The 15,162-nt window shown below is 65.3% G+C and carries 15 protein-coding genes; 7 read left to right on the top strand and 8 right to left on the bottom strand.

Going from position 1 to position 15,162, the window contains the following annotated elements:
- The first annotated feature begins 76 nt into the window (after nucleotides 1-76).
- Nucleotides 77-1,768, top strand: coding sequence for a DEAD/DEAH box helicase (locus tag M1E01_RS06455; protein ID WP_457974245.1), 1,692 nt, complete (start codon nucleotides 77-79; stop codon nucleotides 1,766-1,768).
- An 8-nt stretch (nucleotides 1,769-1,776) separates the two neighbouring features.
- Complete coding sequence (locus M1E01_RS06450; RefSeq protein ID WP_457974244.1) at nucleotides 1,777-2,649, top strand: DNA-methyltransferase; 873 nt, start codon at nucleotides 1,777-1,779, stop codon at nucleotides 2,647-2,649.
- 61 nt (nucleotides 2,650-2,710) lie between these two features.
- Here the strand turns inward: M1E01_RS06450 and M1E01_RS06445 are convergent, their stop codons facing one another.
- On the bottom strand, nucleotides 2,711-3,556 hold the full coding sequence (locus M1E01_RS06445) for a PHP domain-containing protein (protein WP_457974243.1): 846 nt from the start codon (nucleotides 3,554-3,556) through the stop codon (nucleotides 2,711-2,713).
- 138 nt (nucleotides 3,557-3,694) lie between these two features.
- On the opposite strand from M1E01_RS06445, the gene M1E01_RS06440 reads away from it, so the two are divergent.
- The gene (locus M1E01_RS06440) at nucleotides 3,695-5,284 is read left to right on the top strand and encodes an aminopeptidase P family protein (protein WP_457974242.1); all 1,590 of its coding nucleotides are present in this window, start codon (nucleotides 3,695-3,697) and stop codon (nucleotides 5,282-5,284) included.
- Between the two features lie 132 nt (nucleotides 5,285-5,416).
- Here M1E01_RS06440 and M1E01_RS06435 read toward each other — a convergent pair whose 3' ends face one another.
- Nucleotides 5,417-6,385, bottom strand: coding sequence for a general stress protein (locus tag M1E01_RS06435; RefSeq protein ID WP_457974241.1), 969 nt, complete (start codon nucleotides 6,383-6,385; stop codon nucleotides 5,417-5,419).
- Between the two features lie 76 nt (nucleotides 6,386-6,461).
- Between M1E01_RS06435 and M1E01_RS06430 the strand changes: the two genes are divergently transcribed.
- The 3 genes from M1E01_RS06430 to M1E01_RS06420 are packed head-to-tail and all read left to right on the top strand — an operon-like array spanning nucleotide 6,462 to nucleotide 9,593.
- On the top strand, nucleotides 6,462-7,745 hold the full coding sequence (locus M1E01_RS06430; protein ID WP_457974240.1) for a magnesium transporter MgtE N-terminal domain-containing protein: 1,284 nt from the start codon (nucleotides 6,462-6,464) through the stop codon (nucleotides 7,743-7,745).
- On the top strand, nucleotides 7,699-8,457 hold the full coding sequence (locus M1E01_RS06425) for a DUF1003 domain-containing protein (RefSeq protein WP_457974239.1): 759 nt from the start codon (nucleotides 7,699-7,701) through the stop codon (nucleotides 8,455-8,457). Before M1E01_RS06430 ends, M1E01_RS06425 begins: the two co-directional genes overlap by 47 nt.
- 8 nt (nucleotides 8,458-8,465) lie before the next feature.
- On the top strand, nucleotides 8,466-9,593 hold the full coding sequence (locus M1E01_RS06420; protein ID WP_457974238.1) for an Mrp/NBP35 family ATP-binding protein: 1,128 nt from the start codon (nucleotides 8,466-8,468) through the stop codon (nucleotides 9,591-9,593).
- An 84-nt stretch (nucleotides 9,594-9,677) separates the two neighbouring features.
- On the opposite strand, the gene M1E01_RS06415 is transcribed toward M1E01_RS06420, so the two are convergent.
- The 3 genes from M1E01_RS06415 to sigE form a co-directional block, all read right to left on the bottom strand.
- On the bottom strand, nucleotides 9,678-10,073 hold the full coding sequence (locus tag M1E01_RS06415; RefSeq protein ID WP_457974237.1) for a twin-arginine translocase TatA/TatE family subunit: 396 nt from the start codon (nucleotides 10,071-10,073) through the stop codon (nucleotides 9,678-9,680).
- 69 nt (nucleotides 10,074-10,142) lie between these two features.
- On the bottom strand, nucleotides 10,143-11,096 hold the full coding sequence (locus M1E01_RS06410; protein ID WP_457974236.1) for a hypothetical protein: 954 nt from the start codon (nucleotides 11,094-11,096) through the stop codon (nucleotides 10,143-10,145).
- A 185-nt stretch (nucleotides 11,097-11,281) separates the two neighbouring features.
- On the bottom strand, nucleotides 11,282-11,899 hold the full coding sequence (gene sigE, locus M1E01_RS06405) for an RNA polymerase sigma factor SigE (protein WP_457974235.1): 618 nt from the start codon (nucleotides 11,897-11,899) through the stop codon (nucleotides 11,282-11,284).
- A 333-nt stretch (nucleotides 11,900-12,232) separates the two neighbouring features.
- Between sigE and M1E01_RS06400 the strand changes: the two genes are divergently transcribed.
- On the top strand, nucleotides 12,233-12,865 hold the full coding sequence (locus tag M1E01_RS06400; protein ID WP_457974234.1) for an O-methyltransferase: 633 nt from the start codon (nucleotides 12,233-12,235) through the stop codon (nucleotides 12,863-12,865).
- 141 nt (nucleotides 12,866-13,006) lie between these two features.
- On the opposite strand, the gene M1E01_RS06395 is transcribed toward M1E01_RS06400, so the two are convergent.
- The 3 genes from M1E01_RS06395 to M1E01_RS06385 all read right to left on the bottom strand — a co-directional run bounded on the left by M1E01_RS06395 (nucleotide 13,007) and on the right by M1E01_RS06385 (nucleotide 15,150).
- Nucleotides 13,007-13,174: a DUF3117 domain-containing protein gene (locus M1E01_RS06395; protein ID WP_009357720.1), complete on the bottom strand. Its 168-nt coding sequence runs from the start codon at nucleotides 13,172-13,174 to the stop codon at nucleotides 13,007-13,009.
- Nucleotides 13,175-13,408: 234 nt separating this feature from the next.
- Nucleotides 13,409-14,605, bottom strand: a complete 1,197-nt coding sequence (locus M1E01_RS06390; protein ID WP_457974883.1) for a hypothetical protein — start codon at nucleotides 14,603-14,605, stop codon at nucleotides 13,409-13,411.
- A gap of 101 nt (nucleotides 14,606-14,706) precedes the next feature.
- Nucleotides 14,707-15,150 carry a DivIVA domain-containing protein gene (locus M1E01_RS06385; RefSeq protein ID WP_457974233.1) on the bottom strand — a complete coding sequence of 148 codons (444 nt, stop codon included), beginning with the start codon at nucleotides 15,148-15,150 and terminating at the stop codon, nucleotides 14,707-14,709.
- Nucleotides 15,151-15,162 lie beyond the last annotated feature (12 nt).

Raw genomic sequence — 15,162 nt, 5'->3', positions numbered from 1 at the left:
GTGCTCCGGAGCGGCTTTCCCGGCCGGCCCGTTGAGCAGGCGGCGCCAATGCCTAAATGAATAAGGAAACTCCCCTGTGAGTGAATTGCATACCCACCAGCTTCTCTCCGACGACACCGGAACCGAGACCATCGAGCCGGAAGAAACCATTATCTCGGATGAGAAACCCCACGAGATCGCGGAAAAGTCCTTCTCCGACTACAACGTGCGCGCGGACATCGTCGAGTCCCTCGCCGACGCCGGCATCACGCACCCCTTCCCCATCCAGGCGATGACACTGCCCGTGGCGCTATCCGGTCACGACATCATCGGACAGGCCAAGACCGGGACCGGCAAGACCCTCGGTTTCGGCATTCCTGCGCTGCAGCGCGTCGTGGGACAGGGTGATCCCGGCTTCGACAAGCTGCCGGCTCCCGGCGCCCCGCAGGCGCTGGTGATCGTCCCCACCCGTGAACTGGCCGTGCAGGTTGCCAATGATCTGCAGAACGCTTCGCGCAAGCGCAACGCCCGGATCACCACGATCTACGGCGGCCGCGCCTATGAGCCGCAGGTTGAGGCCCTTCAGAAGGGCGTGGAAGTGGTCGTCGGCACACCCGGACGCCTGATCGACCTCTACAAGCAGAAGCACCTGGTGCTGAAGAACGTCAAGATCGTGGTGCTCGACGAGGCCGACGAGATGCTGGACCTCGGCTTCCTCCCCGACGTCGAAACCCTGATCGCCGGCACACCCCCGGTCCGCCAGACCCTCCTGTTCTCGGCAACGATGCCCGGCCCCGTCATCGCCATGGCCCGCCGGTACATGACGCAACCGACACACATCCGCGCTGCAGACCCGGATGACGAAGGCCTCACCAAGCGCGACATCCGCCAGCTCATCTACCGTGCGCACAGCATGGACAAGATCGAGGTTGTTGCCCGCATCCTGCAGGCCCGCGGCCGCGGCCGCACCATCATCTTCACGAAGACCAAGCGCACCGCCGCCAAAGTTGCCGAGGAACTCGTGGACCGCGGATTCGCCGCAGCCGCCATCCACGGTGACCTCGGCCAGGGAGCCCGCGAGCAGGCCCTCCGGGCCTTCCGCAACAACAAGGTGGACGTCCTTGTGGCCACCGACGTCGCCGCCCGCGGGATCGACGTTGACGACGTCACGCACGTCATCAACTACCAGTGCGTCGAGGACGAGAAGATCTACCTGCACCGCGTGGGCCGCACCGGGCGTGCCGGCAACAAGGGCACGGCCGTGACCTTCGTGGACTGGGATGACATGCCGCGCTGGGGCCTCATCAACAAGGCCCTGGGCCTGAGCGTTCCCGAGCCCGTCGAAACGTACTCCTCCTCGCCGCACCTGTACGAGGACCTGGACATTCCGGAAGGCACCAAGGGCAGGCTTCCGCGCAGCAAGCGCACCCTGGCCGGCGTCGACGCCGAAGTCCTGGAGGACCTGGGCGAGACCGGCAAGAAGAACAGCCGATCCGGCGGGCGGGATTCCGGCCTTTCAGGCGGGCGTTCCGGCAGCCGGGAAGACAGCCGCCGCAGCGGCAACGAAAGCGGCGGACGTTCGGGAGACCGCCGTCGTCGTTCCTCTGATGTCTCTGCTGAGACCGGAAGCGGACCCGCGGCCTCAGAAGGCGGCACCGCCGCAGCCGGTGCCGAGCAGCCGGCACGTCCGCGGCGCAACCGGACCCGCACCCGCCGCCGCAACGGCGAAGTGGTGGCCGGCGGCGAATCGGCGGCTACCGGCTCGCAGCCGGGCGGCACAGAGGCCTGAAAGCCTAGATGACTGAACCTGTCTGGGCGCCGGACGGCAGCAACCTGGTGGTGCACGCGGATAACGCGGAGTTCCTCCCCACGCTGCCGGACGGCGCCTTCACACTGATTTACGTGGACCCGCCCTTTAACACGGGCCGGGCCCAGCAGCGCCAGGAAACGAAGATGGTGCTCAATGCCGAAGGCGACGGCGACCGGGTGGGCTTCAAGGGCCGCTCGTACGACACCATCAAAGGCGCTTTGCACCGCTACGACGATGCCTTCAGCGACTACTGGTCGTTCCTGGAACCGCGACTGGTCGAGGCCTGGCGCCTGCTTGCCGAGGACGGCACCCTGTACCTGCATCTGGACTACCGCGAGGTGCACTACGCGAAGGTCATGCTGGACGCGATCTTCGGCCGTGAGTGCTTCCTCAACGAAATCATTTGGGCCTACGACTACGGGGCGCGTGCCAAGTTCCGCTGGCCCACCAAGCACGACAACATCCTGGTCTATGTCAAGAACCCGGCCAAGTACCACTTCAACAGCGCCGAAGTGGACCGGGAACCGTACATGGCCCCGGGGCTCGTGACTCCGGCGAAACGCGAACTGGGCAAGCTGCCCACCGACGTCTGGTGGCACACCATCGTCTCCCCCACCGGCAAGGAAAAAACCGGTTACCCCACGCAGAAGCCCGAAGGCCTGGTACGGCGCGTCGTTGCCGCGTCCAGCCGGCCAGGCGACTGGTGCCTGGACTTCTTTGCCGGGTCCGGCACGCTGGGAGCGGTGGCCGCAAAGCTGGGGCGCCGGTTTGTGTGCGTCGACCAGAACCAGCCGGCTATTGACGTCATGGCCAAACGGCTGGGCGGCCATGCGGACTTCACGGCCTACCCGCCCAATTAAACCCCTATTAGTAACGTTTTGACGCCCCGGAACGACAACAACTGCCGGCCAGTTGGGGCGGTCAGCGGACGACGGCGGACCCGGTTCCGAGTTCTTCAATGCGCGCAAACGCCTCCGGCGTCGTGAGGTTTTCGCCCAGCCTGTTGGGCTTGCCTTTTCCGTGGTAATCGGAGGAGCCCGTCATCAGCAGCCCGTGCCGGGCTGCGAGGCCGCGCAGGAACTCGCGGCCCTCGTCAGAATTGTCGCGGTGGTCGACTTCAAGGCCCGCGAGGCCGGCATCGATCATGTCGTGGTAGGTCCGCTCCCCCACCACCCGTCCGCGCGACGATGCGACCGGGTGGGCAAAAACGGGCACGCCTCCGGCCGCGCGGACAAGCTCGACGGCGAGCGCCGGCTCGGGCGCATAATGCTGCACGAAGTACCGCGAATGTGAGGTCAGGATGGAGGTGAAGGCCTCCGACCGGTCCGCGACCACGCCCGCGGCCACGAGCGCATCAGCTATATGAGGCCGTCCGAGGGTGGCTCCGGGGGCCACGTGGTGAATGACGTCGTCCCATGTCAGCGGATAGTCCTCGGACAGCAGCGTAACCATCCGCTCGGCACGTGTGAGCCGGGCATCCCTGGCCTTGGTGATTTCCTCGAGAAGGCCTTCATGGCTGGGATCATGCAGGTAGCTGAGGAGATGCACGCTGATGCCCTGCTCCGTGCGGCATGAAATTTCCATGCCGGGAACGAGTGCCACGCCGCTGTTGGCTGCGGCGCTGGAGGCCTCGTCCCAGCCGTCAGTGGAGTCGTGGTCGGTCAGTGCGACAACGTCCAGCCCCGCGGCGGCAGCGGCAGCCACCACCGCTGCCGGCGGTTCGGTGCCGTCTGAAACGTTCGAATGGGCGTGCAGATCGATCCTCACCCGTCCAGCCTAGTAGATACGGGGTGCAGGCCGCCGGGTCCCCCGCCGCTAGAAGCCGGTGCGTACTCTCTGCCGGCAGCGGATCCGGCCCCTGCCGGGTGTTGGCCTAAGCCGCAGGGCTGGTGAGACTATGGGACGGTGAACCATGCAGAAACCGCCCAGAACGGTACAAACACAGCCTCCCAGCCCCTCGAGGAGCGGGTCAACAACCGCTCGCAGCGGCCCAGTTCTGAAGCCTTCAAGGCATTCATGGCCGCCAACTGGGCTCCGGCCCCGCAGGTCACTCCTGCGCGCGACGCCGTGGCCGACCACGCCGCCCGGCGCCGGCGCATCATCTCGGGGAAGTTCAAAGGCGAACGCCTGGTGGTTCCGGCCGGTCCGCTGAAGGTCCGCTCCAACGACTGCGACTACCGCTTCCGTCCGCACTCCGGCTTCGCGCATCTGACCGGTCTCGGGTTGGATCATGAGCCTGACGCGGCACTCATCTTCGAACCGGTTGGAGAGGGCAAAGGTGACGACGGCGGCAATCACCGCGCCACGCTCTACTTCCGTCCGCTGGCCGGGCGCGATACTGAGCAGTTCTACGCCGACGCGCGCTCAGGGGAATTCTGGATCGGCCCGCGCCCCACGCTGGCGGAGTTCGAAGCCCGCCTCGGCCTCCCAGCGGCTCACATCGACGAACTCGAAATGGCAATCACCAAAAACGTGGGCGCCCCTGAAATCGGAGGCATTTCAATCCGCCTGGTGCGCAAAGTCGACGAGAACATCGACGCCCTCGTGGACACCGCCCGCTACAACACCGCCAAGGACCCGGACAACCTGGACCTAGGCGTGCTGGACGCCTTGGATGACAAGCTTTCCGAGGCCCTCTCCGAGCTGCGCCTGATCAAGGATGACTGGGAAGTAGAGCAGATGCAGACCGCCGTGGCCGCCACGGTTGAAGGCTTCACCGAAGTAGTTAAGGTCCTGCCCCGGGCACTGACCCATGTTCGCGGCGAGCGCGTGGTCGAGGGTGCGTTCTTCGCCCGCGCGCGCGAGGAGGGCAACGATCTCGGCTACGATACCATCGCCGCCTCGGGCAATAACGCCACCGTGCTGCACTGGACCCGGAACACTGGCAAGATCCACGCGGGCGACCTGCTGCTGCTGGACGCCGGCGTTGAGGCCGATTCCCTGTACACCGCAGACATCACCCGGACACTGCCGGCCAACGGGACATTCTCCGAGGTACAGCGCAAGATTTACGACGCCGTCCTCGACGCAGCTGACGCAGGTTTTGCGGCGGCTCAGCTCGGCGCCCGCTTCCGGGACATTCACAGGGCCGCTACTACTGTCCTGGCCGAGCGCCTCGCGGAATGGGGCTTGCTGCCCGTGTCCGTGGAGGAAGCCGTCAGCGAGGACGGGCAGCAGCACCGGCGATGGATGCCGCACGGCACCAGCCACCATTTGGGCCTGGACGTCCACGACTGTGCGCAGGCCAAGCGCGAGCTCTACCTTGACGGAGTGCTGACGGAGGGCATGGTTTTCACCATCGAGCCCGGCCTGTACTTCAAGAAGGAGGACCTCGCCATTCCTGAGGAATACCGGGGAATCGGTGTGCGCATCGAGGATGACATCCTGATGACCGCTGAGGGCCCCATGAACCTGAGCGCGGCTTTGCCCCGGACGGCTGGGGACGTGGAAGCCTGGATGGCGGGCATCTGGCAGGAAGCCGGCGGCCACGCCTAGCCCCAGGTTCAGTACCGTGCGTTTATGAATCTTGCATCAGTAAGAGAGGGAAGGGCCCCGGATTTTCTCCGGGGCCCTTCCCTCTCTTACGTTCACCTGCCGGCGAGGACTTGCTTCTTTGGAGTTTCAGCTTTAGCGCTGGGTCTCGTCCGGGCCTTGCTGGGGCTGGTTCGCGTGCGGCTGATTCTCGTCGTTCACGCGCACACCGTACTGCGGACGCCCGTCCGGCAGATCGGGATAACGGACGGACCGCCGGACGGGCGGCTGGCCGCCGTCGGGAGTCCGCTCGTCGGAAGGCCCCTGTCCCTGGGGCTGCGGACCCTGGGGCTGCGGACCCTGGGGCTGCGGACCCTCGGGGTGTGGGAACTGCTGCTGGGGGCCCTGCGACTCTTGCCCGCGGCCATCCTGCGCGCGCTGCCCGTAGGGATCGTTCCAGCCTGCAGGGCGCTGCGGCGCCTGTCCCTGGTAGGGACCCTGCTGCTGGCCGGGCTGCTGATACGGCTGGTTGTAGTAGTCGCGCTGTGAGTAATTCGAAGGTCCGCTGTAGTTGGCCGGCCCGCCGTAGTTGGAGGGCCGGGTTCCTGCCGAGGCGGCCGACGGCGTCATCGGCAGCTGCTGCAGCAACCGGCGGGCTTCGTGGGCGGCCTCGAAGGACACCACAACGTCATAATTGGTGGCCACCACCTGACTGGTGGACGTGAAGTCCCGTTTGCCTTTCTGCATGGCATAGGTGACGATGCCAAACAGCATAAAGAAGGCCGCACCCATCAGCACCGAGCTGATGATGGAAAACGTTCCACCGGCCGGGGTGAAGAAGGAAAGCATGACGCCGACGAAGAGGCCGAACCACATGCCGCTTAGGGCTCCCGAGAGCGCAACGCGGGGGTAGCTGAGCCTGCCCGTCACCCGCTCCACCATCTTCAGGTCGTTGCCCACGATCGACACCATGTGCACCGGGAACTGCTGGTCGGCCAAATAGTCGACAGCCTTCTGGGCGTCCAGGTAGGAGGAGTAGCTGCCGACGGAGTCCCCAGTGGGAACAGTCCGGGACTCGTCGGAGCCGGGGACACCGGCCTTGGGAGCACCAAAAATGTTTGACATACCCCCATTCTTGCCCAAAAGGATGGGTGTGAGCTGAAATTCAGCTAAAAGTGAGCAGACTCGGTAGCCTGTAGTGGTGAGCACAAACCCTACCCGCGTCTTCGTTGCACGCCTCCTCGGGCTGGACGTCTTCGACCCTCTGGGCGACCGTCTGGGCCGGCTGCGCGACGTCGTCGTGCTCTCCCGCGGCACCCGCGGCGCCCCTCACGTGGTGGGCATCGTCGTCGAGGTGCCCGGCAAGAAGCGCGTCTTCGTTCCGATGACCCGCATCACCTCTATCGACCAGACGCAGATCATCTGCACGGGCTTGGTCAACCTGCGCCGTTTCGAACAGCGCGGCGCCGAGACCCTTGTTGTCGCCGAGATGTTCGACCGGCGCGTGACACTGCGCGACGGCAGCGGTGACGCCACCATTGAGGACATCGCGATGGACCAGCACCGATCCGGAGACTGGTTCGTCAGCAAGCTCTTCGTCCGCCGCGGGCACTCCCTCGCGCCGCTGAGCAGGCTCCGCCGCAACGAAACCCTGATCATCGACTGGGCGGATGCGCTTCAGGGCGCCAAGACAGAACCCCAGGCAGCAACCCAGTTCGTGGCCACCCACGAGGACCTCAAACCCGCGGACTTCGCCGAGGCGCTGCAGGAGATGAGCGACAAGCGGCGGTTTGAAGTAGCCAGCGAACTTCAGGACGAACGTCTGGCCGACGTACTGCAGGAGCTCCCCGAGGACGACCAGGTGGAAATCCTCTCCGCCTTGGATGTCCAGCGCGCTGCTGACGTTCTGGAGGAGATGGACCCGGACGACGCCGCCGACCTCCTCGGTGAGCTTCCCTCCGCCCAGGCCGAGGAACTCCTCCAGCTGATGGAACCGGAAGGCGCCGAGGACGTGCGGCGCCTGCTGGAATACGACGAGGACACCGCCGGCGGTCTTATGACTCCCGTGCCGGTCATCCTGCCGCCGGAAGCCACAGTGGCTGAAGCCCTTGCGCACGTACGCCGTGAGGAACTGTCACCGGCCCTGGCATCGTCCATCTTCATTACGCGGCCGCCACTGGAAACCCCCACCGGGCGGTTCCTTGGGGTTGTCCACATCCAGCAGCTGCTGCGTTTTCCGCCGTTCGAACCGCTTGGCAATCTCGTGGACAAAAACCTGGAACCTCTGTCGGACCAGGCGCATATCAGCGAGGTGGCGCGTACCCTGGCCACCTACAACCTGAATTCCCTACCCGTGGTCAACGATGCAGGGCGGTTGGTTGGTGCAGTAACGGTCGATGACGTCCTGGATCATCTGCTGCCAGACGATTGGCGGGCAAATGACGGCGAAGCTCCGATCAGAAAGCTTGGAGGCCGCATTGGCTGATAACGCAGCAAAGAGCCCTGGCCTGCGGGGCGCAGGGAAGGCGGCAGTAAAAGGCAGCCTGGACACCCCCCTGAGCGGGCGCCAGCGAATCCTGCCGAAGTTCTCGCCGGACCCCGATGCCTTCGGCCATGCCACCGAGGGTTTCGCTCGTTTCATGGGCACGCCGACGTTCCTGCTCTACATGACCTTCTTCTGCGTCTTCTGGCTGGCTTGGAACACGTTCGCGCCCGTTCAGTGGCAGTTCGACAAAGTGGAGCTTGGGTTCACCCTTCTGACGTTGATGCTGTCGCTGCAGGCGTCCTATGCGGCGCCGCTGCTCCTGCTGGCTCAGAACCGGCAGGACGACCGTGACCGTGTCTCCCTGCAGCAGGACCGTCAGCGGGCAGAACGCAACCTGTCCGACACGGAGTACCTGACCAGGGAGCTGGCCGCACTGCGGATCGCGCTGCGGGAAGTGGCTACCCGCGATTACGTGCGGGCTGAACTTCGGAGCCTCTTGGAGGATCTGGTGGAGGCCCAAGAGGAACTCCGCAGCCACGATCCCTCCAATGAGGGCAGCCACGAGTCACCGCGGGACCTGGTCCGGGAAAAGCTTAAGGAAAAGCGGGAGCGTCAGCGGAACCCGCGCACGCAGCAGATTCCCAAGATCAAGTCAGAAAAGCACCGCCATAGCCTGCCGGCGGACCCGCGCCCCACCACTCCGGAAAGCTGAGCCACAGCATGAGCACCTCCCTTGCTTCGGCAGTTGATGCTGCCCTGGCAACCGTTATTGATCCCGAGCTGCGCCGTCCCATCACGGAGCTTGGCATGGTCGACGCCGTAGAAATTTCCGACGGCGGCGCCGTGCGCCTTTCCGTCCTGCTCACGATTGCAGGCTGCCCGCTGCGGGAGACCATCACGAAGGATTCCGAAGCAGCCCTGCTGGGAGTGCCGGGCGTCACCTCTGTTGACGTCGAGCTGAAGGTCATGACGCAGGGCCAGCGCGAGGCCCTGAAAGAGCAGCTCCGTGGCCCCGGGGGCAAACGTGGCATCCCGTTCAACCAGCCCGGATCACTGACGAAGGTCTTTGCGGTAGCCAGCGGCAAGGGCGGGGTGGGGAAGTCCTCGGTCACTGTAAACCTCGCCTGCTCACTGGCGGCCCAGGGCCTGAGGGTAGGAATTGTGGATGCAGACGTGTACGGGTTTTCCGTGCCGGCGCTCATGGGCATCACCCAGGCTCCCACCCGCGTGGACGAGATGATCCTTCCGCCGGTGGCCTTCGGGGTGAAGGTCATCTCGATCGGCATGTTCGTCGCGGGCAACCAGCCCGTTGCCTGGCGGGGTCCGATGCTGCACCGCGCGCTGGAGCAGTTTCTCACCGACGTCTACTTCGGCGACCTGGACGCACTCTTCCTGGACCTGCCGCCCGGCACCGGGGACATCGCGATCTCCGTGGCGCAGCTGCTGCCCAAGGCTGAAATCCTCGTTGTCACCACCCCTCAGGCGGCTGCCGCGGACGTCGCTGAACGTGCAGGGGCTATTGCGACCCAGACCGGTCAGACCGTGGCTGGCGTCATCGAGAACATGTCGCATCTTGAGATGCCCGACGGCAGCCGCATGGAGCTGTTCGGAAGCGGAGGCGGGCAGCTGCTCACCGGGCGCCTGAGCGCCACGACCGGCACGCATGTGCCGCTGCTCGGCCAGATTCCCCTTGACATCCTCCTGCGTGAGGGCGGAGACGCAGGAGTTCCCATCGTACTCAGCCGGCCCGAAACGCCCGCTGCCGCTGCGCTTTCCGGCATCGCCGCGAAGCTCGCGTCCAAGCCCCGGGGGCTGACCGGAATGAAACTCGACGTCCAACCCCGCTGAACAGCAGGCGTTCGCTCAGGCGCCTGTCGACATCCGCTGAGGGAACCTGTAGGGAAACGCTCCCAGCGCGGGCCGGAATCCCGGCTAGGTAGCCTCGGTGTCGAAGGGTGCAGGCTCGCCGTCCGGCAGGCGCTCAATAGTCCGCCTCGACGGCTGTGCGGGTGCCTGGGCAGCCCCGGCGACAGCGGCAGTGACTGCGGGCCCTCCTGCACTGACAGGCTTCGGAGCATCCTCGAGCAAGGCTTCCCTGATGATGCGGCGCGGATCGTACTGCCGAGGGTCGTACTTTCTCCAGTCGACGTCATCGATATCGATGCCGACTTCTTCCTTGATCTGTTCCCGGGCTCCGGATGCCATCCGCCGGACTTCGCGGACCACGTTTGTCAGTTTCTGGGTGTATTCGGGCAGCCTCTGGGGGCCGATCACCAGAATGCCGATGAGCAGCAGAAGGAGAAACTCCGGGCCGTTGATTCCAAACACTATAGGAAGATTACCCTCTCGGGCGAGACGCTGACGATTTGGCCCCTGTCACGGCAGCGCGGCGCGGCGTCATCGGTCGGAACGGCCGGTCATATTGTCCAGCTGCAGGGCGATCTTGCGGAGTCCGCGCTGCAGCCGCTCCGTCATCTGTTCCCTGCCAGTGATCCCTGCGGAACTACCGGCATCGGCTGCCGCCGAAACGCCCGCCTGGTTCCCGCCGCTGCTGGCCCAGGCGCGTTCCGCCGCTGACAGCACCGCCAGGGCATCGTCGGCAACGTTCGCGGGCAGGTCGGAGACATAGGTGAATGTGCTGCTTGCGGTCTGGTAGATGGCGCTCCACGGCGCCGACGTCTTGACCCAAAGACGACCATTCCCGGCGCCGGACCCGGCCACCCGGGATCCATCCAAGGCGACGAAGCCGTCCTCGCTTGCGGCATGCCCCGTCAGGGGGTTCACCGGAATCGCTGTATCCGGTGCCGCTCCCTGCTGCCCCGCGCCACCCGCCGTCGTGTGCTGTTCCAGAACAGTTGCTGTATGTCTACCGTTTGAGAGTCGAAGTTCGACGGCGGGCTGGCCGCCGTAGGTCCTGGACGTTGCAGACGCCACGTGGAAGCCCATGGACGCAAGGTCCGGGCAGGCCCAGCCGCGGGAGCGCAGCGCCGCCACGAATGAATCTGCGGACGTCCCGCCGGCAGGTTGCCCGTCCCGCTGCGCCCTGTCCCCCGACTGCGCCGTCTCCACCGACTGCACCATCTGCTCCGGCTGCCCGGTCTCCTCGGACTGCACCGTCTCCTCCCACTGCGTGCCGCCTGGTTGCCCCGAGAATGACGCAGCCGCATACTGGGTAGGATCCCCCGCGGCCATGTATGCACCCGCCGCGACGGCACCGGCAGTCACCATGGCCGCGCCTCCAGCAGCCAGTCCAGCCAGCTTCAAGGGAGCTGTCCGGGCCGCCGGAGTTGGAGGTGCCGCAGCCAGCTCCCGCGTCCGGAGCAGGAGCCTCTCGGTCAGGTCCTCGCTCACGGCGGGGACTGCGGCGTCACGGAGCCTCTCAAGGTACTGGCGTTGCCGGCGTAGCGCAGCAGCACAATCGGCGCATCGGTCCGCATGTTCGGACGTACCCGGGTGCTGCGTTCCTGCCAGAGGAAGAGAGGCAGCTGCGTTCCTGAGATCCTTCAGCACGTGGGTGAAGCGGTGCATGGCGCCGATCAGAGAATCCCGGCGATGCGGGGCAGCTTGAGCCGCGGCGCCCGTGACTGCTGGGGTCGCGGATCGCGGTGGGCGAGCTTTTCACGCAGCATGGTGCGTCCGCGGTGGATCCGCGAGCGCACAGTGCCCAGCTTCACGCCCAGCGCCTCTGCCACCTCGTCGTAGGACAGACCCTCCAGGTCGCACAGCACGACGGCGGCACGGAAGTCCGGCGGCAGCTCCTCCAGGGCTGCCTGGACGTCCAAGTCAAGGTTGTTGAACTCGAAACTTTGTTCCGGCCCCGGTTCCCTCCCCGGCAGCCGTGATTCAGCGTCCTCCGCCAGGGCGTCAAAGCGGATCCGGGTCTTGCGCCGGGCCTGGTCCAGGAACAGGTTGGTGGTGATGCGGTGCAGCCAGCCATCAAGGGTGCCCGGCTTGAAGTTCTCCAGTGAACGGAAAACGCGGACGAACACCTCCTGGGTGAGGTCCTCGGCGTCGTACCTGTTGCCGGTGAGGCGGTAGGCAAGCCGGTACACCTTGGCCGAGTGGTTGGTCACCACTTCCTCCCAGGTGGGCATGACCCACTCTGCTTCGGGTTCTTCAACTGCAGGGACAGGTGCCGCAACTGATCCTGACATCGTCCACTCCCCTCGTGGATGTACTAACGCCTGATGTTTATTACATCATTGGTTCGACGCCGATCACCCCCTGGATGAGCGGATAATTATCATTTCAAACCTGGCTGGGAATTTCCTGATGGTGGGCCGGTCTTCAGCCATGGGCACAACCCTCACAGCCGTCCGCGCAACCCGCACGGAAAGCGGCCCCGCGGGGCCTGCCAGTTCCTCTGCCGGGGCGACCTTTGCCGGGTCCCGTCGCACTGCTGCACCGGGCCGTCACCGTCCGGCGCCACACTCCCGGACACAGTACTCTGTATGAAACACCCTCCTGCCGCCCAGAAAGCGATACCAATGAGCGCCGATAAGTCCACGAGCTGGTCCTATGCAGAAGATCTGCCTGCCGAGGATGAGGTCCTGTTGCGCGCCCGGGAACGCTCCTTCGAGCTGGGCGTGACCCCCATCGGCCGGGGCGTGGGGGCAGTACTCACGGTTCTGGCCGCAGCATCCAAGGCGCAGACCGCCGTGGAAATCGGCACAGGGGCCGGCGTATCCGGCGTCTGCCTCCTTCGAGGACTCGGGCCGCAGGCTGTGCTGACCACAATCGATGTGGATGTAGAGCACCTGAGGGCTGCGCGCGAGGCCTTCCAGGAAGCCGGCAGCCCCGCAAACCGCACCCGCACCATCTCCGGCCGGGCGGGCGACGTCCTGCCCCGGCTGACCGACGCAGCCTACGACCTCGTTTTTATTGACGGGGACAAGCCAAACTTCCCGCGCTATGTGGACCAGGCCGTGCGCCTGCTCAAGTCCGGCGGTCTCCTGATCGTCAACGACGCCCTGGATAAGGACCGCGTTTCCAATCCCGCTGCCCGTGACGCCACCACAGTGGTTCTGCGGCAGGTGGGCAAGGTTGTCCGCGACGACGATCGGCTGGCTTCGGCCATGCTGCCCACCGGCGATGGCCTGCTGGTCGCTGTCAAAAAGTAGGGCTGAGCGGCGCCGGGACTCGGATGTAATGCTGAGAGGTGGCCTGCTGCAGAGTCGTCAAGAGCGCTGGCCAGCGTAAAGGCCGCGGATAAGAAATGAGGCAGGGCCCGCAGCCTTCCGGCTGCAGGCCCTGGCTGCAAGCTATTCGGTGACGCCTACGAGGCATTCCTTGAGGTTGGCCGCTTCAGCGGCATTGAGTTCGACAACGAGCCGCCCGCCGCCTTCGAGCGGCACACGCATGATCAGGCTGCGGCCCTCCTTGGTTACTTCCATAGGGCCGTCGCCGGTGCGTGGTTTCATAGCCGCCATGAGGAATATCCCCTCCAGTAGTCCCAGGACTGAGCAGCCCGGCCGGGCTGAGTCCGCATGGTCAAACAAGCCGCTTGGCGACTGGTTTGGCAGCCGCCATGACTGAAGTCTTCGGAATGCTATTTGTCCTTGCTTAACCCCTATTATCCTGTAATTACCCGTCTGTAGCTAATCGATGGACAATCGCTCCGGGCGGCATTCCCGGCGGTCCCCGGTCCGGGATAGGACAGGCCGTCAGGGCGGGTAGTCACCGCCGCCGGGCAGTTCGGCCCATGCCCACAGCCAGACAACCCAGACAATCTGAAGCAGGATGAACATGGTCAGGACGGCTCCCCTGTAAGCCTTCGAGCGGGATACCAGGACAGCGCCCAGCGCAAGGGGAAAAAGCGGCAGCAACATCCGGAAGGTGCTGGTCTGCGGATGCAGGAACACGATCAGGTAGCCCATGTAGCAGACACACCACAGCCGCAGTTCGGTGCCCAGCTGCGCAACCGGCCGCGACAGCAGGAACAGTGTGAACACCGCGACAAACACGAAGGGCGCCGCAAGGCCCAGCACGGGGCCGAAGAGGAGGACGCCGGTATCAAACCACGGCTTGAAGGGAACGAGGTCGTGCCCGCGCCACACCGTCTCGGTCTTGGTGTAGGCCGCGATGTCGCCGGTGGTTGCCCAGGCGATGGCCGGCCAGAGGAGCGCGGATAACCCGCTGACTCCGGTCAGGGCTGCGAGTGCGCAGAGCTCGCGGGAGCTGTGGGCCTTTCCGTCCTGGTGGCCCGGGACAGCCTTCCTCCCGCTGCCCTGCCAGGCCTCCCACAGGCGGTACAGGAAGAGGATTCCAGCCATGGCTGCGAAGGGAACACCGGTCGGCCGGGACAGGGCCATCAGCACCACCACCGGTATCGCCAGCACGTAATGCCGCCGGAGTACCAGCAGCAGGGCTGAGGCGAGCAGGAGGATGTTCAGCGATTCCGCATAGGGAACCTGGAGTATGGGACTGATGGGGAAGGACGCAAAGAAGGCCACTCCCCACAGCGCCGGTCCATGTGCCGCCCTGTGACGGAACAGAAAGTAGACGACAAAGGACGCAGCGAGGCCAGCAAGCACTGCGATGAGGGTCAGGGAGACAGGCGGAATGAGTCCGGTGGCCGCCGAGAGCGCCCGTCCCAGCAGTGGAAATAGCGGATAAAACGCCCAGGCGTTCTCCTGGACGTTGCCTGCGCTGTCCACCGGAAGTTCCGCGGGATAACCGTTGTCGATGACTTCGCCGTACCAGCGTGCGTCCCAGATGTTGATGAAGTGCCAGTAATCGGGCTTGGCGGGGAACCACGGGTTGACTCCTTGGTGCAGGGCAGCAGCCATGAAGATGCAGGCACTGACCCCGCGGGCCGCCACGTAGATGGCGGCCACCTGTACCCACCAGGGCCACCGCATGGCTTTTCCCCACAGCCGTCCCGCGACGGCGCCCAGCGTTGCGGTCACGGCAGACGGCCGCGGGCGCTCATCTGTTTGTGCTGCATCAGCTACCGGACGGGTCACGACCGCTCCTCGGCGACAGGCCGTTCGCTGGGGGCCGCGCTGTCCTCGCTGCTGATACGGAACCCTGTGCCGTCCAGGGTAGAAGGCTTCGCCGCGGAGCCGGGGATTTCACCCCGTAGGTGGGCGCGAAGCCCTGCAATTTCGGCGTCCTTGGCCGCGAGCTGGTCCCGCAGATCATCGAGGACCTGGTCTACCTGATCCATCCGGTAGCCCCGCAGGCCGAGGGCGAAACGCACCCGGTCGACGTCGTCCGGCTTCGCTTCCTCCGGCAGCAGGACGGGAGGGAGCGACGTCACCGGCTCCTCAAATCCGCCGTCGGTCAATGGTGTGTCCGAAGGCTTCTTTCGAAAGATCTTGGCTCCAAGGTCGGTCCCGAAGATGACGGTGATGCCGATCAGGACGATCGCAAGGAAAACGAGGAAGTTGCTCACATCACCCATCGTGCCAGAATC

The organism is Arthrobacter sp. D1-17, from assembly GCF_054130535.1.
The sequence above is the reverse complement of the archived record's forward strand: the minus strand, read 5'-3'. Positions and strand labels throughout refer to the sequence as shown.

What these genes read in the sequence shown, in the direction of transcription:
- M1E01_RS06450 (WP_457974244.1), top strand. Translation starts at nt 1,777, where the DNA reads ATGACTGAACCTGTCTGGGCGCCGGACGGCAGCAACCTGGTGGTGCAC.
- M1E01_RS06435 (WP_457974241.1), bottom strand. Translation starts at nt 6,385, where the DNA reads ATGTCAAACATTTTTGGTGCTCCCAAGGCCGGTGTCCCCGGCTCCGAC.
- M1E01_RS06425 (WP_457974239.1), top strand. Translation starts at nt 7,699, where the DNA reads ATGACGGCGAAGCTCCGATCAGAAAGCTTGGAGGCCGCATTGGCTGAT.
- M1E01_RS06420 (WP_457974238.1), top strand. Translation starts at nt 8,466, where the DNA reads ATGAGCACCTCCCTTGCTTCGGCAGTTGATGCTGCCCTGGCAACCGTT.
- sigE (WP_457974235.1), bottom strand. Translation starts at nt 11,899, where the DNA reads ATGTCAGGATCAGTTGCGGCACCTGTCCCTGCAGTTGAAGAACCCGAA.
- M1E01_RS06400 (WP_457974234.1), top strand. Translation starts at nt 12,233, where the DNA reads ATGAGCGCCGATAAGTCCACGAGCTGGTCCTATGCAGAAGATCTGCCT.
- M1E01_RS06395 (WP_009357720.1), bottom strand. Translation starts at nt 13,174, where the DNA reads ATGGCGGCTATGAAACCACGCACCGGCGACGGCCCTATGGAAGTAACC.
- M1E01_RS06390 (WP_457974883.1), bottom strand. Translation starts at nt 14,605, where the DNA reads ATGCGGTGGCCCTGGTGGGTACAGGTGGCCGCCATCTACGTGGCGGCC.
- M1E01_RS06385 (WP_457974233.1), bottom strand. Translation starts at nt 15,150, where the DNA reads ATGGGTGATGTGAGCAACTTCCTCGTTTTCCTTGCGATCGTCCTGATC.